The organism is Marinicella meishanensis, from assembly GCF_019931145.1.
GTDB lineage: Bacteria > Pseudomonadota > Gammaproteobacteria > Xanthomonadales > Marinicellaceae > Marinicella > Marinicella meishanensis.
The window spans coordinates 459675-480851 of the sequence record NZ_JAIOUV010000002.1; the positions used below are offsets into that span (position 1 = coordinate 459675).

Annotated in this window: 20 protein-coding genes; 4 read left to right on the plus strand and 16 right to left on the minus strand. The window is 53.2% G+C overall.

The features are described from left to right. Positions 1 to 129 precede the first annotated feature (129 nt). The 4 genes from K7G70_RS04530 to K7G70_RS04545 form a co-directional block, all read right to left on the minus strand. Complete coding sequence (locus tag K7G70_RS04530) at positions 130 to 654, minus strand: hypothetical protein (RefSeq protein WP_223787409.1); 525 nt, start codon at positions 652 to 654, stop codon at positions 130 to 132. Between the two features lie 61 nt (positions 655 to 715). Next, entirely contained in the window at positions 716 to 1546 is an 831-nt protein-coding gene (locus tag K7G70_RS04535; RefSeq protein ID WP_223787410.1) for a carboxylesterase family protein, read from the minus strand. Positions 1547 to 1621: 75 nt separating this feature from the next. Beyond that, positions 1622 to 2395: a DUF817 domain-containing protein gene (locus K7G70_RS04540; RefSeq protein WP_223787411.1), complete on the minus strand. Its 774-nt coding sequence runs from the start codon at positions 2393 to 2395 to the stop codon at positions 1622 to 1624. A gap of 197 nt (positions 2396 to 2592) precedes the next feature. Beyond that, positions 2593 to 4131, minus strand: coding sequence for an AbgT family transporter (locus K7G70_RS04545; RefSeq protein WP_223787412.1), 1539 nt, complete (start codon positions 4129 to 4131; stop codon positions 2593 to 2595). Between the two features lie 167 nt (positions 4132 to 4298). Between K7G70_RS04545 and K7G70_RS04550 the strand changes: the two genes are divergently transcribed. After that, positions 4299 to 5417, plus strand: coding sequence for a hypothetical protein (locus K7G70_RS04550; protein WP_223787413.1), 1119 nt, complete (start codon positions 4299 to 4301; stop codon positions 5415 to 5417). Here K7G70_RS04550 and K7G70_RS04555 read toward each other — a convergent pair whose 3' ends face one another. Genes K7G70_RS04555 through K7G70_RS04575 form a run of 5 tightly spaced genes read right to left on the minus strand, consistent with a single transcriptional unit; the run spans position 5418 to position 10781 of the window. Continuing rightward, positions 5418 to 7988: a serine/threonine-protein kinase gene (locus tag K7G70_RS04555; protein ID WP_223787414.1), complete on the minus strand. Its 2571-nt coding sequence runs from the start codon at positions 7986 to 7988 to the stop codon at positions 5418 to 5420. It abuts the gene before it with no gap. Next, complete coding sequence (locus K7G70_RS04560) at positions 7985 to 8545, minus strand: RNA polymerase sigma factor (protein ID WP_223787415.1); 561 nt, start codon at positions 8543 to 8545, stop codon at positions 7985 to 7987. Before K7G70_RS04560 ends, K7G70_RS04555 begins: the two co-directional genes overlap by 4 nt. Positions 8546 to 8596: 51 nt before the next feature. Then, positions 8597 to 9517: a mechanosensitive ion channel family protein gene (locus tag K7G70_RS04565; protein WP_223787416.1), complete on the minus strand. Its 921-nt coding sequence runs from the start codon at positions 9515 to 9517 to the stop codon at positions 8597 to 8599. Then, on the minus strand, positions 9424 to 9714 hold the full coding sequence (locus K7G70_RS04570) for a hypothetical protein (protein ID WP_223787417.1): 291 nt from the start codon (positions 9712 to 9714) through the stop codon (positions 9424 to 9426). The genes K7G70_RS04565 and K7G70_RS04570 overlap by 94 nt, the downstream gene beginning before the upstream one ends. Further along, positions 9678 to 10781, minus strand: a complete 1104-nt coding sequence (locus K7G70_RS04575; RefSeq protein WP_223787418.1) for a hypothetical protein — start codon at positions 10779 to 10781, stop codon at positions 9678 to 9680. The genes K7G70_RS04570 and K7G70_RS04575 overlap by 37 nt, the downstream gene beginning before the upstream one ends. A 200-nt stretch (positions 10782 to 10981) precedes the next feature. Between K7G70_RS04575 and K7G70_RS04580 the strand changes: the two genes are divergently transcribed. After that, the gene (locus K7G70_RS04580; RefSeq protein ID WP_223787419.1) at positions 10982 to 11170 is read left to right on the plus strand and encodes a lytic polysaccharide monooxygenase; all 189 of its coding nucleotides are present in this window, start codon (positions 10982 to 10984) and stop codon (positions 11168 to 11170) included. A gap of 51 nt (positions 11171 to 11221) precedes the next feature. On the opposite strand, the gene K7G70_RS04585 is transcribed toward K7G70_RS04580, so the two are convergent. From K7G70_RS04585 to K7G70_RS04595, 3 genes are all read right to left on the minus strand, one after another. Continuing rightward, positions 11222 to 11698 carry a DM13 domain-containing protein gene (locus tag K7G70_RS04585; protein WP_223787420.1) on the minus strand — a complete coding sequence of 159 codons (477 nt, stop codon included), beginning with the start codon at positions 11696 to 11698 and terminating at the stop codon, positions 11222 to 11224. A gap of 47 nt (positions 11699 to 11745) precedes the next feature. Continuing rightward, positions 11746 to 12171 carry a RidA family protein gene (locus K7G70_RS04590; protein WP_223787421.1) on the minus strand — a complete coding sequence of 142 codons (426 nt, stop codon included), beginning with the start codon at positions 12169 to 12171 and terminating at the stop codon, positions 11746 to 11748. An 82-nt stretch (positions 12172 to 12253) separates the two neighbouring features. Continuing rightward, positions 12254 to 12748, minus strand: a complete 495-nt coding sequence (locus K7G70_RS04595; protein ID WP_223787422.1) for a nuclear transport factor 2 family protein — start codon at positions 12746 to 12748, stop codon at positions 12254 to 12256. A gap of 162 nt (positions 12749 to 12910) precedes the next feature. On the opposite strand from K7G70_RS04595, the gene K7G70_RS04600 reads away from it, so the two are divergent. Continuing rightward, positions 12911 to 13621, plus strand: coding sequence for a LytR/AlgR family response regulator transcription factor (locus K7G70_RS04600; RefSeq protein WP_223787423.1), 711 nt, complete (start codon positions 12911 to 12913; stop codon positions 13619 to 13621). 111 nt (positions 13622 to 13732) lie between these two features. After that, the gene (locus tag K7G70_RS04605) at positions 13733 to 14944 is read left to right on the plus strand and encodes a cysteine desulfurase-like protein (RefSeq protein WP_223787424.1); all 1212 of its coding nucleotides are present in this window, start codon (positions 13733 to 13735) and stop codon (positions 14942 to 14944) included. Between the two features lie 141 nt (positions 14945 to 15085). Here the strand turns inward: K7G70_RS04605 and hrpA are convergent, their stop codons facing one another. Genes hrpA through K7G70_RS18045 form a run of 4 tightly spaced genes read right to left on the minus strand, consistent with a single transcriptional unit; the run spans position 15086 to position 21140 of the window. Then, a complete protein-coding gene (gene hrpA, locus K7G70_RS04610; RefSeq protein WP_223787425.1) occupies positions 15086 to 18892 on the minus strand; it encodes an ATP-dependent RNA helicase HrpA in 3807 nt (1268 codons plus the stop codon). Positions 18893 to 18902: 10 nt separating this feature from the next. Then, entirely contained in the window at positions 18903 to 20108 is a 1206-nt protein-coding gene (locus K7G70_RS04615; RefSeq protein ID WP_223787426.1) for a mechanosensitive ion channel family protein, read from the minus strand. Between the two features lie 2 nt (positions 20109 to 20110). Next, entirely contained in the window at positions 20111 to 20500 is a 390-nt protein-coding gene (locus tag K7G70_RS04620) for a ClpXP protease specificity-enhancing factor (RefSeq protein WP_255589865.1), read from the minus strand. Between the two features lie 7 nt (positions 20501 to 20507). After that, entirely contained in the window at positions 20508 to 21140 is a 633-nt protein-coding gene (locus tag K7G70_RS18045) for a glutathione S-transferase N-terminal domain-containing protein (RefSeq protein WP_223787428.1), read from the minus strand. Positions 21141 to 21177 lie beyond the last annotated feature (37 nt).

Sequence of the window (21177 nt, forward strand, 5' to 3'; positions counted from 1 at the left end):
AATTGAAATGCCTCATTGTCGACCCAATCGGTTGCAGTTTTGTGACAAATGGAATTAATAATTATCCATTTTTACACACAATAACTTGACTCAATTTTGGCTGTGTGGTTAATTTGCTGTCGTCAGCAATCAGAAATCAAAGCCACTGAAAAAGATTTGGTCAAAGTACACATAAATGCCAGAATTGGATTGGGTACTGGAGGAGGATGTGCAGGTGCCGCTTGGACCTGAATTATCGATACAGGAACCATCTTTGAAACCAAAATATTGGGCAAACAACCCATCGTTGTATACATCCATGCCCTCAACCAAACCACCATTGACGTTGGTGACTGGGGTTTTCCACACGGTGATGGCGCTGAGCACCACATCGTTGTTGCTGTTGACCCCCAAACTCATGGCCAACACCACTGAGTTGGTTTCATCCAATTGTTGCACGCCATCGGAAAAACTGTACGACTCCAAGTCTCCAGAAACGTCAACCAGCCCTGCATTTTGTGGGATGGCGATGTTGGTCACCACCACTCCATTGACATTGTCTAAAGTGGTGTATTCACCATACACTTCGGTGAACTGGCCCGATTCGATCGCATAAACTGCGGCATGACTTGGCCATGCCAGCACCCACATCAGACAAAAAACACCCCTTTTCATCGTGCCACCCCAACAATCAAGAACAAAGAATCATTCTAAAGTGCACCCTGCTGTAAGTCAATCAAGGCACCGCCAAAGCTTCGGCATTGCGGAAGTTCAACAACCAATCGTATATGTCATGACCGGCCGACAAATCATAGGTGCGACGCCATGAATTGTGCCCCACACCCGGGTAGATCACCATGCTGACATCGGCTGGAGGCGGTTGCGTGCAGGACAGGATGTTGTTGATGGGCACGGTGGTACCAGCCACCCCCACGGTGCCATCGGCATCACCATGGAAGGCCCAGATCGGCACCAAGCCCAAGTCACAGCCGGTGTTGTTCCAGGCACCACGGCCGTCGCCTGCGATGGGCACCATGGCGGCAATTTGGGTGTTGGTGTGGTTGCGCAAGTAATTCCAACTGCCAATCGCACCGCAACTCAAGCCGGTCAGGTAGACCCGTTCTGGGTTGATGTGGTAATTCAACAAGGCAAAATCAATGAAGTCACGAATTTGTGTGCTGCTGGTACAACCGCCACCACCTCGCTGTGGTGACAACACCACAAACGGCCGGCTTTCATCCCAGCTGTTGTTGTTGATCAAGCGCGGCGGCCCATTGGCCAACACCCGCGACAACTCCGAGTCGCCATTGCCGTTTTCGCCCAAACCATGAATGAACAACAACAAAGGGTATTCAGCCGCTGCGGTGGTGTATCCAGGCGGTAAATATTCGTAATATCCTTGGGCGGCTGTGGTGGAGCCCAAAGGTCTGGGGGTGTGTCGGTCAGCCGGCTGGCCGCTGCCGGCGGTTATTTCCGGCAAATCCGATGGTTCAAAGCCATCGACATGAATGGCCCAAGCCGAAGGTACCAACCAACACCACGCCATGATCACTGCGAATTTTTTCATGTGGGTCATCAATCATTGAGAAAACTTCAATGTAACACGACAAGACTGCCTGGATTGTGACCGATTTGGGTAAATTCAAGCCAGCCGCCGTTTGATCAAGGAAACCAACACAAAACTCAACAACATCAGCAAATACCAAGCGATCAACTTCGACCACGGCACCAAAGCCCAACCCTGGGATTGGTGGGGGTAGACCCAAACCTGGGTGAAGGTGCCGATGTTCTCGGCCAGCCAAATGAACAACGCCACCAAAAACCAGCCCAACAACAGCGGCATGTGGCGGTGGGTGTGCAACACCTTGAAGTGGATGCTGGTGCGGCGGAACAACCACAGTGTCAGGCCCAACAACAGCCACCGAAAGTCCCAGATATAATGGTGGGTGAAAAAATTCAAGTAGATGGCCACCACCAACACCACCGTCTTCCAGATGGGTGGATAATGGCTGAATCTGAAATCAAAAATGCGCCAGGCACGGGCCATGTAACTGCCCACCGCGCTGTACATGAAACCGGTGAATAAGGGCACATTGCCCAAGCCAAAAACATAGGCTTCCGGGTAAGACCAGGAACCGATGGCATCCGACGTTTTGAACAACTCCATCACCGTTGCCACCACATGAAACACCACAATCACCAGGGCTTCCCGTGGGGTTTCCAGGCGGCTGATCAACAACAGCAACTGAAAAGCGATGGCGGCCAAAAAAATGAAATCATAGCGGTGCAGGGACGCCAAGGGATACCACCAACTGGTGAGGATCATCACCCCCAACAAGAACCCACCGAACAAACAAGCATATGCCTGTTTCAGACCGAACCACCAAAATTCATGCAAGCCTGCTTTGATACCCAAGGTCTTACCCCTCCGCGTTTGAATCAATGGCCCCCATGATGCCGCACAAATCCGGTCCAGTCATGGCAATCCTGTGATCAATTATGGCATGTGGTCAGCCAATTGATCCGACCAAAGGGTCTGCGCCAGAAGCCCACAAAAAAGCCCCTTTTTCAGGGGCTTTTTTGGACTTAAGAACAACCAGCTGATGTTGGGTGTTATCCAGCCGGATACACGTAGCTGGCTTGCAAGCCCAAGGGGAAACCCAGGCCCCAATAGGCCAACAGGAACAAAGTCCAGCCGATCAAAAAGGCAATGGAGAATGGGATCATCAAGGCAATCAAAGTGCCCACCCCAGTGTCCTTCACATACTTCTGGCAGTAGACCACCACCAAGGGGAAGTAAGGCATCAGCGGGGTGATGATGTTGGAACTGGAATCACCGACCCGATAAGCCGCTTGGGTCAAATCCGGGGAAATACCCAATTGCATCAACATCGGGACAAAGATTGGCGCCAACAAGGCCCACTTGCCCGAGGCCGAACCGACAAACAAATTCACAAAGGCGGTGAGCATGACAATGCCAACGATGGTCACACCAGCCGGTAAGGCCAGGGCTTTGAGCAGTTCCGCCCCTTCAATGGCCATCAGTGCACCCAAATTGGATTGGCCAAATGCCGCCACAAACAAGGCACAGAAAAACACCATCACCAAATAATAGGACATGCCTTCCATCGCCTTGGTCATGGCGTCAATCATGTCTTTGGTGGTTTTGAAGGTGCCGGAAACAAAACCATACACCGCACCCGGTATCCAGAATAACAAGAAAATCAGCGGCACAATGGACTGCATCAACGGTGCCTGGAACACCGCCAATTTACCCTCATAGCGCAGCGGCGAATCTTCAGACCAAGCGGCCCAAATCAACAGCGCAATGCCGATCAACATGACGATCGAAGCGATGTAGAAAGATTTTCTTTCGGTGCTTGAAATTTCATCCAACTTGGGCAAGTCTTCGGTGTCGCCATCGAGTTTTGTGCTTTTTAACCGCGGCTCAATGATTTTGTCGGTGATGTACCAACCCACCAGGATGATGAACAAACTGGACACCGAGGTGAAGAACCAATTGTTCAATGGATTCACCGCCATGTCAGGCTGGATGATTTGCGCCGCACTTTGGGTGAAACTTTGCAACAATGGGTCGATGCCTGAGGGCACAAAATTGGCACTGAAACCACCACTGACCCCAGCGAATGCCGCCGCGATGCCGGCCAAAGGATGGCGGCCCATGGCGTAGTAAATCACCCCGGCCAAAGGAATCACCAACACATAACCGGCGTCGGTGGCGGTGTGACTGACGATGGCCACCAAGATGATGGTCGGGGTCAACAAAGCTTTGGGTGTGCGGCGCAGCATCAGCTTGATGGCGGTGTTGATGTAGCCGGAATGCTCGGCCACCCCGACCCCCATCATGGCCACCAGCACCACACCCAAGGGGGCAAATCCCGTGAAGGTGGTGACCATGGTTGAGAGGAAATTGGCCAGGGCATCACCGGTCAACAGGTTGTTGATGATGATGGGTGCCGAAGTTCGTGGATCAACGGCACTGAAATCAACCCCCGACAGGGCCCAAGACAGCACCCAAATCAGCAACAAGGCGAATAAAAAGATGATGGCCGGATCAGGCAGTTTATTGCCCACCCGCTCAACGGCATTCAAAAAGCGGGCCACCGCCCCCGGTTTGGTGGTTTCTGTCATGGTCTTCCTCTATTAAAAATGATGCCAAGGTTATACCCAATAGCGACGCCCAATTCAAGCGGTTTCATGGACAAGCCCGTGACTGCCAGAAAACTTTTGCAGGTTTTTTGTGTGGTTTTTGGCCCCATTGGCATTGACAGCAACAAGACTACCCAATTGGAGGGCCCATGAGAAATTCATTGATTTTGGTGGCACTGCTGTGGCCACCCTTGATGCAGGCAGCCAGCTTTTGTGTCAATGACTCGGCAGAGTTGGTTGATGCCCTGAGCGAAGCCAACAACAACGGACAAGACGACGTCATCCGCATCCGCAACGGGGATTATTTGATTGTCAACAACGAGCCCTTCCGATGGCTCAATTTGGAGCCCCACGACTTGGTCATTTCCGGCGGCTGGGAACCGTTCAATCAATTCGATTGCATGATCCAAAGTGGCACCCCTTATGACACCACTTTGGACGGCGATGACAGCGCTGCGGTGCTGTACTTACAAATCACCGGTGGCGATGAGGCCAATTTGGTGGTGGAAAACCTGACCATCAGCAATGGCCGCACCACCGCCGTGAATGAATCGGCCGGCTTGCGGATTTTGAACCAAGGCAACCCCAATGCCAGCGAAGTACTGATCGATCAGGTGCTGTTTTTGGGCAATGACGGGGTCAATGGCGCGGGCTTGTATTACCTCGGCACCGGTCAGCTGACTGTGCGCAACAGCGTCTTCATGTTCAACAACACCGACAGCGGCGATGGGGTGGCCAATATTGCCATGTCCGCCAATGCGCCAGGGGTTTATTTCATCAACAACACCCTGATCAACAACAGTTCCGACGACCCCAGCACCGCTGCCACCAACGTCAGTGGCTTGCTGTTGAACCTCAACTGGGACAATGGCGATACCCCGGAGGCGCTGCTGGCCAATAATTTGTTTTGGTATCAGAGTTCGAATGACTTTTATGTCACCTTTTCGGGCGGCTTGACCCATTTGTTCCACAACAACTATGAAAATGGCGGTGGCTTGATCGAGGCCAGTGGCCGTAACCGCTCTGTGCCACCGGCGCTGTCACCCTTTTTGTTGAACTTCACCCCGGAACCCGGCTCACCACTGATTGATGCCGGCCTGTCGATGGGTGATCCCATTCCCAATGCGTCGGCTTTCATCAACAATTGGGACCATGGTTCGGAGGATTTTGACCGCGGCATCATCACCCGCATTCACAACAACCAAGTGGACATCGGGGCGGTGGAATCCGATTGGGATGAATTGATCTTTAAAAGTGATTTCGATTGATTACTGCGACTGCAGCTGATTGAGCCAAGCCTGGTTGGCCGCCAGATCAGGGTGGCCCTCAGGCAAGTTTTGCTGTTGCACGGTGATCATGGCTTGTAAGCGGTTGGCGGCTTGTGTCACTTGTTCCGCCGCCAGCAAAGACTCCACTTCATGCCGCATCACCAACCACGTATAAGGATGGGCCTCACCGATGGCAGCGGACAAACCCCTGACCACTTGGCGGTGTTTGGGCAAGGCCGCCTCAAATTGCCCCAGGCCAGCCAGGCCAATGGCCCAGTTGTCCATACTCAGCCAAGTGTATGGATGCGTCGCACCCAACACCTCGGCTTTTTTCGCATGGGTGGCAGCGGCCATCGGGGCGGCGGTGGCATGTTGGCCTTGGTTGTTCAACAACTCGGCCAAGTTGTATTCCAATTTCAATGTTTCAACATGCGCCCGGGTGTATTGGCTGGTGGACATTTGTAATGCCTCTCGCATGTATTGTTCTCCTCTGGACACATCGCCTTGCTCCACCAACATGTTGGCCAAATTACCGGTGATGGCAATGCGTGTCAGGTTGACTTCCTCACCATAAATTTGCTGCGCCAATTGATAAGCTTGTTGATTGGTGGCCAAGGCATCATCCAGTTTTTTTTGGGCTTTTTGACCCGCTGACAGGTTAATCAAGGTTTCCAGGTATTCTTGGTTGTCGGTGCCATACACCCGTTCGGTGATCGCCAACACCTGTTGCAATTCCTTGACACCGGCATCGGCATCGCCCATTTCGATCAACACCAGGGCCAGCACCGTGCGACCACTGGCTTCATTCATCGGGCCACTTTTGGGATACTCTGCCAGCCATTGCAGACCACGTTCTGCCGCGGCTTTGGCCGCCTCAAACTGGCCCAACACATACAAGGCATTGGCTTTGAGCTGCAAAATTTCATAGCCGAAGTTATTCACCGCGGTTTTGGGATCGGGTACCGTGGCAAAATGGGTGTTGATCAAGTCATTCGCCTGTTGGTACTTGGACAGAGAAAACAGGTTATTGATCTGATGTTTTCTGGCCAGCTGCACATAACGATGCGCATCACCCAAGGCCGGCTCCGCCGCTGCCAAAAACTTGTCAATCAAAGCCAAGCTGGCTTCATGTCGACCGGCCAACTGATGGCTTTGGATGATTTCCAATAGGGTTCTGAATATTTCTGGGTCATCCGCTGGCAAGTAACTTTGCTTGTGCACCAGGGCGCTGTTGGCATGATCCAGGCTTTGCTCGGTGTCACGCAGTGCATTGTAAGAATTGGCCAGGGCATCAAACAAGGCCGCTGCCACTGGCGGTTGATCGGCAAATTTTTCGGCCACCTCTGGGCCTGCGATGTCCAGCATGTCAGCCACAGTGACATCCCGCCCCAAACCCAATTCAGCACTGGCGTGCAACATGTCTTGCAAGAAGCCACTGATCGCCTCGGCCTGATTTTTGGCGGTGATGGCGGCTTGTTTTTGTTGTTCGGCGCGGTAAAAGCCCCAGCCTGAAAGCAACAAACCCAGCACCAACACCCCGATGATGGCCAGCACGGCGCGCCGGTTTTTGCGCTGCTGAGGCAGCTGCTCAATGTGCCGCAGACTGCGTTGAATTTGCTGCGCGGTGGGTCGCAGGGACGCTTCTGGCTGCAGCATGGCTTCGATCAATTGCACCCAGGCTGGTTCCAGATCGGGTCGCAACGGACGCAGTTGTTGTCGCTGTTGTTGCTGGTGGGCTTGTTGGATGGCCGCCAGGGTTTCGCCCACCACCGGGTATTGACCGGTGGCCATTTTGAATAAAGTGGCCCCCAAAGCATACACATCAGCAGCCGGTCCAGATTGTTGTTGTAAGATCAATTCAGGAGCCATCAACAATGGCGTGCCTTGCCAAGCCGGTCCGGTCTGGCCGGCTGCGTCCATGCGACCTCCGGCCCCAAAATCCATGATCAGGTAGCCACCCCGGTCGTCTTTGATGATGTTGGCCGGTTTGATGTCACCGTGCACGATCCCAGCGCGGTGAATGGCCGCCAAGCCAGCCGATAAATCATCACTTATGGCCAACAATTCAGCGGCAGAGAGCGCCTCGTCTGTTGGCTGATCCAGGGTTTGCCCTTCGATCAAGTCGGCCCAAAATCCGGCCCGACCGTCATTCACATCGGCGCCATGGATGGCCAACACATGGGGATGACGCACCCGCGCCATGCGCCTGGCCTCGTCAATAAAGCGCATGGACTCCACCGCCGATTTGACTTCGGTTTTGAGCAGCTTCAACGCCACTTGCCGTTCCAACACCTCATCATGGGCTCGGAACACCTCACCATAAACCCCATCACCCAATCGGTCTTGTACCTTGAGGTGGCCCCAGCGAAAGGCATCGGGATCGGCGCTGGGCTCGGTTTGGGTGAATTGAGTGGCCTGACCTTGTAACTGCGCAATTTGACCCAGCACCCCCAAGTTGCGGATGGTTTTTTCGTCTTCTTCAGCCAAGGAATCGGCCAAGGCCCAGTCAATGACGAGATCATCGGCCAGCGAGTCTGCCAGCTGTTGCAGCACTTCAGTTTGATCACTCATGGCATGTGCCTCGCCACTTGCGCCAGTGAACGCGACACCATCATGCGCGCTGCATTGGCTGAATTCATGTCCACCGCACTGGCAATTTCGGCAAATGAATAGCCAAACTCCAAGCGCAAAATCACCGCCTCTCGGGCTTGTGGTTTCAGCTCCATCAAGCCTTTTTCATAGCTTTGTAAAGCTTCATCACCGATTACTTGCTGCATCACTGACGCCTCCATATCCACCACTTCGGCCTCGGGATCGGCGTGCCCGTGTTTTTGTCGCCGGCTGACCCGCCTGATTTCCATGCGGATGTGATTCAACAGGATTTGTCTGAGGTAGGCCAAAAAGGCCCCCTCCCTGACCGCCTCAAAATCGTCCACATGTTCCAGCGCTTTGAGTAATGAGGCTTGCACCATGTCGGCCGTTTCTGACAAGTCCCGGGCATAAGCCGGTAAGCGGCCATGGGCCCAACGGCTGATGATGGGTAGATAGGTGTTGAACAATCGCTCCCGGGCAGCTTCATCACCGGATTTGATTTTGAGCAACAAAGTGGAGGTGGATTCGGTGTTCACGATCAGCGGTCAAACAGTCACAGGTTCATTGATTTTAGCACAGCCTTGGACTCAATCATCGAGACGGATGAGGTCCTGAGTTGGCGGCGATTCTTTGGCCTGATGCAACACCCGTTGTGGGAATGGAATCTCAATGCCATGGTCTCTGAAGGCGGTGTCCAATTCCCACAAGAACGCCGCTTTGATCCGATTGGGGCGCCGCACGCCATATTTGGAAACCCACACCAACAAGATGAAATCCAGCGAATTGTCACCAAAACCGGTCATCCACACTTCGGGTTCTTTGCCTTTCATGTTGGTCAGGGTATACGGCACTTTTTCGGCCGCTTCAATGGCCGCTTGTTTGACCAGGTCTTTGTCGGTGCCGTAGGCCACACCGAAGGGGATTTTCACCCGCTTGATGGAATCGCGCAAAGTCCAGTTGATGATTTGGTTGGTCACCAAGTCTGAATTGGGGATCACCACATCGATGTTGTCATTGGTGTTGATGCGGGTGCTGCGGGCGTTGATTTCTCGCACCGTGCCGGTGATGCCGTCTTCGATTTCTATGTAATCACCCACTTTTAAGGTGCGCTCAAACATGATGGTCAAACCAGACACGAAATTGGCCACGATGTTTTGTAAACCAAAGCCAATGCCCACCGACAAAGCACCGGCAATCAAAGTCAGGTTGGTGAAATCGATACCCAAAGTGGTGAAACCCGCCAGGGTGGCAACAAAAATGATCACATAGTGAATCAATTTGTCGAGCATGAAAAACACCGGCGATTTGTCCTGGTCACGGCGCGACTCCATGCGTTTGATGATCACCCTGACCAATTTGGACACCAGGTAACCCACCAACACAATGATGATCAAACGCAACAAGGGCAACAAAGTCACCGGGGTCTCGTTGATGCGGAACAGCGGTTTGTTGACCACCGCATCAAAGCCACTGGAAACACTGGAAAAACCCCTTTCACACCATGCCAAAAACGCTCAAAACCGCCTTCGGTGGCAACCAATTGATCACTGATCAGACCATTGATGAAGGCCACTTTTTCCACCTGCCAATCCAGTGCGTCCAGCTTCAGCAACACCTGTTGGGCCAACTCGGTGCGTTTGACCTGGTTGTCGGCGGTGTCGGCACTTTTCACCGCCACCGAATCCAGCAAGGCATCCTGGGCCAAGTTGCGCCATGACCAAGGCGTCGGCCGGTTTCTGCCAACAACAACTCATTGGCAGCGATTTGTTCAGCCATGGGGCGGTCCAAAGACACCGAATCGGTGCTGCTGTTGGCCATCCATTGGATGTGTGATTGGTCCCGGGCAATGGCCAACTCCAAACGTTTTTCGGCCATCAAACTCTCGGTCAATACCAACTTGTTGTAGTCAATCAGTGTGCTGTTCAGGGTGTCCGGGGTTTTGGCCACTTCCAGGCCCGATTGCAAAGCGTCTTGTTGGGCTTGTTTGAGGGCTTGTTGGTTGATCTCGATTTGGCGCCGCAAACCTTCCAGGTCGGCCACCTCAGGCTGCAATTTCTCTTGCATCACCAGCACATGCGAGCTCAAGGCATCAATCTGTTCTTGGGTGTGCTTGAGCTGCTCTTCAAATTGTTTGATTTGGGCTTCATAAATGGCCATCCAGGAGCGGGCTTCGAGCCATTGGTAACCGAGATTCATGCGCTCGGGCTGATCCGGTTCCAGGGCTTGATAGGCAATGATCAACTGATCAATGAATTGACGTTGTTGGCTGATGTCGTTGTTGATCTGGCTGATGGCCGACCGTTCTTCCTCCAAGGTCTGACGTTTCAACCGCAGCCTTTGCTGCTGGTCCAGCACCGCATTCAGGCCATAAGAGGTGTTGACTGCAAAAGTCAGCGGGGCATGGGTTTGGTTGATTTCATTTTGTTGACCCAGCTCGCGGATGTTGGTGGCGAATTGGCGGATGGCTTGTTTGGCTTCCGTCCCCAGGCCAGCAGCCTCATCGGCCGCCAAAGCCAGCAACTCATCGCTCCACCGTTGTAGCTCGGCATGGGGTTGCTCGGCTGGCGCTGCAGCCAGGGCATTTTGCCACCAATTGGTTGGCAGCCGGTTGATGGCCGGTGCCTGGTAGGGATTTTGCTCGGCTTCGTTGTTCAGGAAATTGAGGTTGGTTTGCGCCTGGGCCGTTGCCAAACCCAAGCCAAGCAACAGCCACAACAGCCATCGGACGGCAGTCAGGCCGCTTCGGGGTCTGATTTGATTTGAATTTATCACCCCATCAGTGTAGCAGAAATCGTGTGAAATCAACATCTTATCGATCTCACAATTGCACATGGCCTGTCTTTGGCATGATCCATCCTGTTTTCAACACTTTGCCACGGGCCAAGCACCTAACATGGCCAGCGTTTCAAGCAAGAACCGAATATAAACTTAAACAGGAGAATACAAATGAAAAAATATGGTTTACATTGATCATGGCTTGCAGTCTGTCAACCCCACAACTGGCAGATGCCGCCAATTGCGGCGGTGCCCAGGCACGGGTTCAAGCGGCAGAGTATCGGTTGAACGTGACCAACGGACAAGGCAACCAAACAGCCATCGCCAATGCCATCCAAGAGCTGCAAGCAGCCATCAGGGATTTGCAACTGTGTCGGCTTAAATAAGCTGTGAACACCACCAGGTGGCACCAGCCGCCTGGTGGTTGAGGGGTCTATTCATCGATACTGCGCCGCGGTGATGAACTCGTTAAAAGACTCACACCAAATGATCACCGTGTTGTGTTGATCAATGTCCACTGAGCCATCGAGCGGCACCACAAAATTATCAAAAGTCCGCACCGGACCCACCCGCACCATGGTGTTTTTCAGGCGTTTGAACTCGGCTTCGGTTTCGACAAATTGCGGCGACAAATACAATTGGTAATCCGGACCAGGTGAAATGTGTCCCATGAAGGTAATCGCTGTATCACCGACTGTGACCGTCCCTTCACCCTGGTGCAAAAAATCACTGTCGGCCAGGTCTTGGCGGAATTCAGCGGTGTATTGTGCCCCGGCTGCCATGGATTCAACTTGGCTGGCACTTGGCGCCTCCGGTGCAATCAGGATGGGCAGCACATAAATGCCAGCGGCAAAGCCGACAGCCCCCACCACTGCGTGGGTGATGAACAGGATGATCAAAGTTTTGGTTTTCATGGCGTGGTCAGCTGAATCCTCGAAATGTCAAACAGGGTGTGAGTATATCACTGCGCTGGAATCACCGCTTCAACCTCCACTTCCAAAATCAGTTCCGGCAAAAACAAGCCCTTGACCTCGATCCAACTGGACGCGGGGTACTGCCCCTCTGGGTAGAATTGGCGTCGGGTTTCGATTTGCGCTTTCATCGCGGCCATGTCGGTGGTGAACAGCAATTCTTTCACCACATGACCCATGTCAGAGCCATGGTCTTGCAAAATTTTTTGGATGTGGCTGTAGGCCCGGTCCACCGCTTGTGCCATGTCGGGACCCGGCACCGCCACCCCAGACAGATACAAGCGATCACCATATTGCACCACCTGGGTGTAACCAATGGGTGCCTCATGCGGTGCCACATGGGTGCGTTTGATGACGGGTGCTTGGTGACAGGCCACCAGGGCCATCCCCATGATCCATACAGCTGTGATCTTCATGTCGTTATCTTAATTGGGTTCAGACAACATGATACCCAGTCTGGTCATCATCGGCATGGCCCATAGGTCAGTCTGTCATGAATCAGTCCAGCGCTTCAGTGGCTGCTGCTTTGCGTTGAAACCCCGACACATGCGAGGCGATGGCTTGCCAACGGCCGTCTTGTTTGATCAGCACATTGCTGGAATGGTATTGGTAGGTGTCGGTTTCGCCGCGACCACTGACCACGGCGGTGTGGCCAGCGAACACCTCCAAACGTTCAATGTGGTACTGAAAATTTACCGCCGTCCAGGGGTTGTCCTTAACGTATTGCAGTTCTTGTTGCCGGGTGGTGGTTTGGCCGCCTGCGTCAATCATTTGAAATTGGGGGTGCAATATTTGCGCCAACAACTCGGCATCCTGGCTGCGGTAGGCTTGTGGCCACAAGGTCAGTTTGAGGTGTTTCAGTTGGGCTGCATCGTCGGCCTGATTGGGCTTGGGTGGCTGCGCCCACAACGGCTGGGCCAATGACATGGCCAACAACAAGGTGATCAACAAGGTCAGTGCAAAGGTGGATGAAACAATGAACGGTTTGTGCATGTAATGACTCCATAAAAAACCACCAGCATACGGGGATTCACCCCTGTTGATCGCCCCTTGTGACCAACGACACCGCATCCGTGACCAATGACATGACCGATGCCAGATGTCGGACCACCACGCAGGCGATATAATGACCGGCATGCACACTGAGCCATCACCATGACCCGAGCCCATATTGACCGCCCTTCGAACCAAGCCCTGTTGTGGATGGGTTTGGTGCTGTTCACCACGCTGTATTATTTTGCTTACGACCGCCTCTATCTGAGTCGTGACGTGCTGCTGTTGGAGACCCTGATCGGCAGCCTCAAAGCCTGGGCCATTTGGTTGTTGTTGATGCCATTGATTTTGCACCACACACCGCCATGGCACAGCGGACAACGGGTCACTTCCCACTTGGTGCAGAACTTGTTGCTGTGGATGTTCTTGGGCTTGGCAGTGAGCACCACATACCAAGCTTGGGTGTTCAACGATGTGCCCAACTTGGGTTCCACTTTGTTGTTTTGCTACTTCCCAGCCAATTTAAAAATCTTGGCCGTGGTTATGGCCCTGAAAATGCTGGGCGCCAAACAATCCATGACCCTGAGCTGTCAGGACCACCGCAACCAAACCTCCGAACTGAGCATCCGCGACATCAGCCATTGCAGCAGCGATGGCAATTACCTGCAGCTGCACAGCGCTGATCGGACATACACCACCCGCAGTACCCTGTCAGCCATGGCCCAGCGATTGCAGTCACACGGCTTCATTCAAATCCACCGCCGACACCTGATCAACATGACTTTTGTCCGCGAACGCAACAGTCAATATCTGACCTTGAAGACCGGGGTGCAATTGCCCATTGGACGCTCATTCAAATCGGCCATTCCGTAGACCAGCGAAGGACTTGCTTACGGGTTGGCAGCCAGTTTGACCCGACCCAATTGCGGGCACCGCACGGCTCCGTTAGAATGGGCCCTTTCTTTGCTGGGCTTAATCATGGACATGGCATGGGTCAGACAACAATTTCCGGTGTTTCAAACAACACCCAACATGGTGTTCATGGACAACGCCGGTGGCTCGCAAACGGTGCGCCATGCGCTGGATGCCATCAGCGATTTTTTGATCCACAGTGATGTGCAATTGGGGGCCAGTTACGCCACTTCGGTGCGTGCCGCCGACAAGGTCCAAAGCGCCACCGCCGCCATCCAAACCTACCTCAATGCCGCCCATGCCGATGAGGTGGTGTTGGGACCCAGCAGCACCGCATTGGTGCGGATATTGAGCCAATGCCTGAGCCAAACCTGGCAGCCTGGCGACGAGGTGGTCATCACTGATGTCGATCATGAAACCAACCGCTCGGCCTGGTTGGCCCTGCAACAACAAGGCATCGTCATCAAAACCTGGCAGATCCGCCCAGATGACATGACTTTGCACAGCGAAGATTTGTTGCCCTTGCTCACTGAGCGCACCCGTTTGGTGTGTTTCACCCACGTGTCCAACATTTTGGGCAGCATTCACCCAGTGGCCGAATGGACCCAACTGGTGCATGAACACGGCGCCCAAGTCTGTGTCGATGGCGTGGCCCATGCCCCCCATCGCTTGCTTGATGTGGCGGCCTGGGATGTGGACTATTATTATTTCAGCACCTACAAGACCTTTGGGCCTCACCAGGCGGTGCTGTACGGCAAGCGACACCTGCTGCAAGCCTTGCCTGGCCACAACCACGATTTCATCCAATCGCTGCCGTATAAATTCCAGCCCGGCAACGTCAATTACGAACTGTGCTGCGCCATGGGTGGGGTGGTGCAATACTTGTGTGACTTGGGTGCAGGACCAGCGGCTGCCGAGATCAACCGCGCCAACTTGATCCAGGCCCACCAATGGATTGCTGAACACGAAGCCCAGTTGCTGCAACGCTTGCTGGATTATCTCAACACGGTGCCCGCCATTCGCATCATTGGCCTGCCCACCGCCGATCCCAAGCGGCGGGTGGCCACCTTGTCGTTGGTCCATGACACGCTGTCATCCGCAGCGATTGTGCAACAAGTCGACCGCCACCACATCGGCATCCGCTTCGGCGATTTTTATGCCGTCGAATTGATCAACAATTTGGGGTTGAGACCCAAACAAGGCGTGGTCCGCATCAGTCTGGCGCATTACAACACCATGCAGGATGTAAACCAATTGATGGCGGCGTTGAAAACAGTTTTTTGAGTTCTTTGGCATGCGATACCCAATCGATGTGCGAAGCAAGCAAACCAATCTTTTACCAACCCAGGGTTCAACACCAAAGGTGGCTGAGCCTGTCGAAGCCCACAGCCTGGTCTGAAAATTCCAATACCACTTATTTTGCGATCACAAAGCCTTGAAGGCTTGCTTGAGTCGTTTGACTGAGACTTTTTGTTGGGTGCCGAGGCTCTGGGCAAACAAGGAGACGCGCAATTCTTCCAACAACATCAGAAAGTCTTGGTGGGCCTCGGTGAATTCATCAATTTGGTCACAATAGTCATAGAAGGGTTTGCTCACCTGGCTCAGCTCTTTGAGTTTTTCGGCTTCTTTCGGGGGTGAATGCATGGCCGCGTCCAAGCGCATGGACAGGGCTTTGAAATAACGTGGGTAGTTTTCCAGGTCGCTCATGCGCACATGGTGCACGAAGTCGGCATAGACCAAATAATCCAATTGATACTGCATGTCGTGGTAACTGGCTTCGGTCAAGCGGTCGCTGTGGTCTTCCACCGCCTGCCAGGTGGCATGCCATTGTTGCATCACCGGTGACAACAACTCGGCCCAGGCATGGGTGTCTTGATACAAATGTCGGTTGAGGTGGTCAGCCAGTTGATCGAATTGGGCCTGATTGCCAATCCAGTCAGCGGCCGTGATGTGTTTTTCCAACAAGGCGTCAAGCAACTCATCGATCAAACGTTGGCCGCTGTCCAAGGCATTCCAGGCCATTTCGGCTTTCAGGTTCAGTTGCACCCGCAGGGCGTTTTTGATGATTTTGGGGTATTTGATCGCCAGCAGCCGCTTGATGCCTTGGCGGTGTTTCAACGCCGCCTGGTGGGCATTTTCAAACAAGCGCAACCCCACCTGATCGCCTTGATCGACAATGGCCTGGTAAGCCAAAATGCCGTTGTCCAACTGGATCTCTTGGGCCAAATCACCAAACACCCAATCTTTGGCACCATCGACTTTTTTCTGCTTCGATGCAGTTTGTTGAAAACTGCGGTTGGCTTGGCGGCTCAATGCCTCGATTAAGGCATTGAAATCCCGACCGCTTTGGAGGACTTTCCTGTTGTTATCATAGACCACGAAGCGAAACTTCAAATGGTCATCCAGTTCGGTGGTTTGCCAATCTTCAACTTGGGTTTGCAGGCCATTTTTGCGGAACACCCATTGCACCACCTGGGAATAAAATGGCAATGCATGATCCAGTGAATCACTGAGGATTTCGGCGTATTCTTTGATCGGGAACAAGCCGCGACGGATGCTTTTGGACAGGCCTTTGATCAACATTTCCAGCTTTTCCGGCAACAAGCCCGGGACCAAATACTCGAAGTCATTGGCATTCAGGGCATTGAGCCATGGCAACTCAATGTGTGCGGTGACCCCGTCGGTCTCACTGCCTGGTTGGAATTCATAGGTCAACGGCAAGGTCAAATTGCGGATGGTCAACGTTTCAGGAAACTGCTCGGCGCGGTCTTTGGGCACCGCCCGCAGGTACAGGTCTTGATCGCTGAATTTAAGCCCCTGATCACCATTTTTGGCCACCCATTTGCGCAGCTGCACTTCCGAATAAATGCCGGCCGGAATCACCGCATCATACAGGTCATACAAGGTGCCCGGATCGATCAACAAATCCTTCTTGCGGGAGCGGTCCTCTTCGGCCTGGATGGCGGCCATCAACTTGGCGTTGTGGTGGAAAAAGGCCATGCGCGTGTGCATGTGCTGTTCCACCAAGGCTTGTGAAATGAACAGGTGTCGGGCGGTCTTGGCATCATGTGGGCCATAGTGGATTTGTTGTTTTTCCCTTAACACCAAACCCAACATCACGCTGCGTTGATAACCCATCACCGTGCCGTGTTTCTTCGACCAAAAAGGGTCGTAATAAGACTTCTTGATCAGGTGTCGGCCAACGTCATGGATCCACGCCACCTCCAAGGAAGCCACCATGCGGGCAAAGACCTGCGAGGTGTGAACAATTTGCCCGGCCAACAGCCATTTGGGGCTGGCCCCATACAGCCCGGAGCCGGGAAAGATCATGAACTTTTTGTTGCGCGTGCCCAAATAATCCCGGTCAGACTGGTGCATGCCAACGTGCGAGATGAAACCGGCCAACAGGGCTTTGTGGATCTGTTCGTAATTCGCGGGTTGCTCGCTGACCACCATTTTTTGGCGTTTGACCAAAGCCGTCAACTGGCGGTTGACGTCTTTCCATTCCATGTAACGTTTGATTGAGATGAAATGATCCCGACACCATTGTTTGAACCCTTTGTTTTTCAGTTTTTTGCGTTGTTGATCCAAGTGTTTCCACAGTTTCAACAAGGCCATGAAATCCGATTTCTCGTGGTTGTAGCGTTGGTGTTTTTGATCGGCGGCCTGGGCCCATTCCAAGGGCCGTTCCCGGGGGTCTTGAATGGACAAACCCGAAACGATGATCAACAGGTCTTTCAAACAACCCAAACCATTGGCTTTGATCAATATGCGACCCAACTGCACATCAATCGGCAAGTGGGCCATCAGCCGGCCGGTGGGGGTCAGTTGCTGTCCCTCGTCCAGGGCTTCCAATTCGATCAACAGTTGGTAGCCATCACTGATCATCTTGTAATCCGGTGGATCAATGAATGGGAAAGCGGTCAAATGGCCCAAGCGCAATACATGGGTTTGCAAGATCACCGAGGCCAAGGACGTGCGCAGGATTTCGGCATCGGTGTGCTCCGGTCGGGCTTCGAAATCCTGCTCTGCATACAGCCGATAACAATGGCCATCGGCGATGCGACCACAGCGACCCATGCGTTGGTTGGCACTGTCCTGCGCGATCGGTTCAATCTGTAAGCCTTGGATTTTGCTGCGCGCAGAATAGCGGCTGATGCGGGCCAGACCTGAGTCAATCACATAATGAATGCGCGGCACCGTTAACGAGGTTTCGGCCACATTGGTGGAAACGATGATGCGGCGTTTGTCACCCGGTTTGAATATGCGCATCTGATCCGCAGCCGTGAGCCGAGCATACAGTTTCAACACCTCGGTGTTCGGCAGGTGTTTCTTCTGCAGCACTTCGGCCGCTTCATTGATTTCACGCTCACCGGGCAAAAACACCAACACATCACCCTCTGGACCTTGGGCATAGATTTCATCGATGGCCCGGATGATGCCTTGGTTCAACTCCAGGTTGTGCTCTTCCAGTGGCCGGTAGTGGGTGGTGACTGGATAGGTGCGACCGCTGACGTTGATGATCGGTGCGTCATCGAAGTGGGCGGCGAACTTTTCGGTGTCAATGGTGGCCGAGGTGATGACCACTTTCAGCTCAGGGCGCTGTGGCAGCAACTGTTTGAGGATGCCCAACAAAAAGTCGATGTTCAGGCTGCGCTCATGGGCCTCATCAATGATGATGGTGTCGAATTCATTGAGGAATTTATCGCGCAAGGTGTGTTGCAACAAAATGCCATCGGTCATGAACCGAATGAAACCATCCTGGCTGAATTGTTCGTCGAACCGGACTTGGTAACCGACCGCGGTGCCCAACGGCACCGACAACTCATCGGCCACCCGCTGTGCCACCGACTTGGCGGCAATCCGTCGCGGTTGGGTGCAAGCGATTTGGCCGGTGACGCCCAAGCCGGCTTGCAAACAAATTTTGGGTATTTGCGTGGTTTTGCCCGAGCCGGTCTCACCGGCGATGATGGTGACCTGGTGTTCACTGATGGTGCTTTGGATTTTTTGTGCCTGTTGACTGATGGGCAATTCGGCCACCAATTCGACTGTCGGCAGCTGCGCTTTGCGTGCGGCACAACGCTGTTGAGAGTCACTGATGTCGGCCAACACCTGGGCCAGCTGTTTGGGCTGGTTTTGACAGCGTTGCAGGCGGGTTTGCAGGCGATGCAGGTCTTGGGTCATGACGTGACCCGGCAGTTGCTCCTTCAGTTGATCAATGTCTGTGGGCACTGCTCAGCAATCATTCGGAGGCCGCTTGGCCAGCGTCTGCCAGACCTGAAGATGCTTTGCCAGGAAACTCCTTAATGTACAGGTCTTGTTTGGTGTAGGGAATCTCAATGCCGGCTTGGTTGAATGCTTCATACACTTGCATGTGCAATTCATGTTTGATGCGACCACGCAACACCGGTGTGGGGATCCAGGCCAACAATTCGAAATCCAAAGAGGACGCCCCAAAAGCCCGCATGCGCACCCGTGCAGCCGGGTTTTTCACCACATCGGGATGTGCTTTGGCCACTTTCTCAAGCACTTCACACACCTGTTTCACATCCGAACCATAAGCCGCACCGACTTGGATGCGGATCCGGCTTTTTTCCCAGCGACCCGAACTTTCATTGATGATCTTGGCGTTGCCGATGACGTTGTTAGGGATGGTGATTTCAATGTCATCGCGGGTCAACAAACGGGTGGAACGCATGCCGACATGGGTCACCATGCCGCGCTCGCCGGAATCCAGATTGACGAAGTCGCCCACCTTATATGGGGTGTCAGCGATGATGAAGAAACCGGAAAATAAATTGGCCAAAGTGTCTTTGGCGGCAAAACCAACCGCGATGCCGATGACCCCTGCCGAGGCCAACCAAGCGGTGGGGTTGATGCCCCAAATCACCAACAAGATGTACGAACCCAAACCAATCAACAGAATCTTGCCGATCAGCTCGAACAAGGGAATGGTTTTCGGTTGAATGAGTTCAAATTTGTCTTTCAAACTGGACAAAGACTTCAACAACAGGTGCAGGACTTTGAAGCCACGCATCATCCAGCTGAACACCAGGATGCTGGCCAGCACCCGAATCAGGTTGCTTTCCAAAGCGGGCGACAAACCCACGGTTTTCACCGCCATGCCCAAGAAGAAAAAGAATATGGTGAGGAAAAACGGCCGCCGCAGGGTTTCGATCAACTGGTCATCAACGTCGCTTTTGGTGCGTTTGGTGATTTGGGTGAGGCTTTTGCTGAAAATCGCCACCCCAATCTTGGCCACCACATAGCCCAACACCACGACCACGACGAAGGCCAACAAGGGAATCGACTGGATTTGTTCCCAATAAGGTTGCCACGAGTCGGGTAAATAGGCCGACAAGTTGTTGATGATTTGGGTCACATCACTGACCGGTGCCGCTGCTGGGGCGGCTTCGGTGGCGGTTTGTGTGGCTTCGTTGGCTTGCATGGTTAATCGACCAGTTTCAAATTGGGACGACCGCTTTTGGGCTTTTCGGCCTCATCAGTATTCGCACCTTCTTCAACCGCGTCACTTTCGACATCAAACATCATGCCTTTGCCATTTTCGCGGGCGTATACCGCTGACACCGCTTCCATTGGAATGATGATGGCATGAGACACCCCGGAAAAACGGGCATTGAAAGTGAGCAATTCTTCATCCATTTGCAAATGGCTAGTGGCGTCATGGGAGACGTTCAACACGATTTTGCCGTCTTCCACCACCCCATCTGGCACCCGAATGCCTGGATATGACGCATCCACCACGGCCAGTGGGGTCAAGCCATTGTCGCTGATCCACTGATGCAAGGCCTGGATGAAATAGGGTTTGACCGAGGTCATGTCAGGATCAAAAATCAAAGCGGTACTCGCGTTCTGACTCGGTGATGGATTTCTTGAAGGCTTTGCTTTGGAACATGCGGTGGGCATAGTTACGCAAGGCTTTGGGCAGGGCTTCCCAATCCAAACCATAGTGCTCCAAACGCCACAAGAAGGGCACCAAATTGGTGTCCACCAAGGTCATGTCGGCATTCATGAAATAAGGATTTTGGCTGAACAACGATTCCGCCGCCACCAACTCGGCTGTTAAATCAGCCACCGCCGCTTCTTTGGCTTTGCCCACGGCCGATTCAATTTTGTTGACGTATTGGAACCAACCATTTTCCAGGCGATAAACCGTGAAACGCAAACGCGCACGGGTCATCGGATCAGGTGGCATCAACGGCGGATGTGGGTAGCGTTCATCCAAATATTCGGTGATCACATTGACCCCATACAGGTGCATGTCACGATCCACCAAAGTCGGTACTTCCAGCGTGGGGTTGTTGGCCAACAAGTCCTCAGGCGGGTCGCTGCGGTCCACAGAAATGATTTTGCAGTTGATGCTTTTGGTGGCCAACAGGAACCGAATCCGGTGGGAGTCAAAAGCTTCAGTTTCTGAATAAATGGTTATAACTGATCGTCCACGTTCAATAATTGACACCTGGCATTCTCCTTATTTATCATGTTAAAAAGGGTTT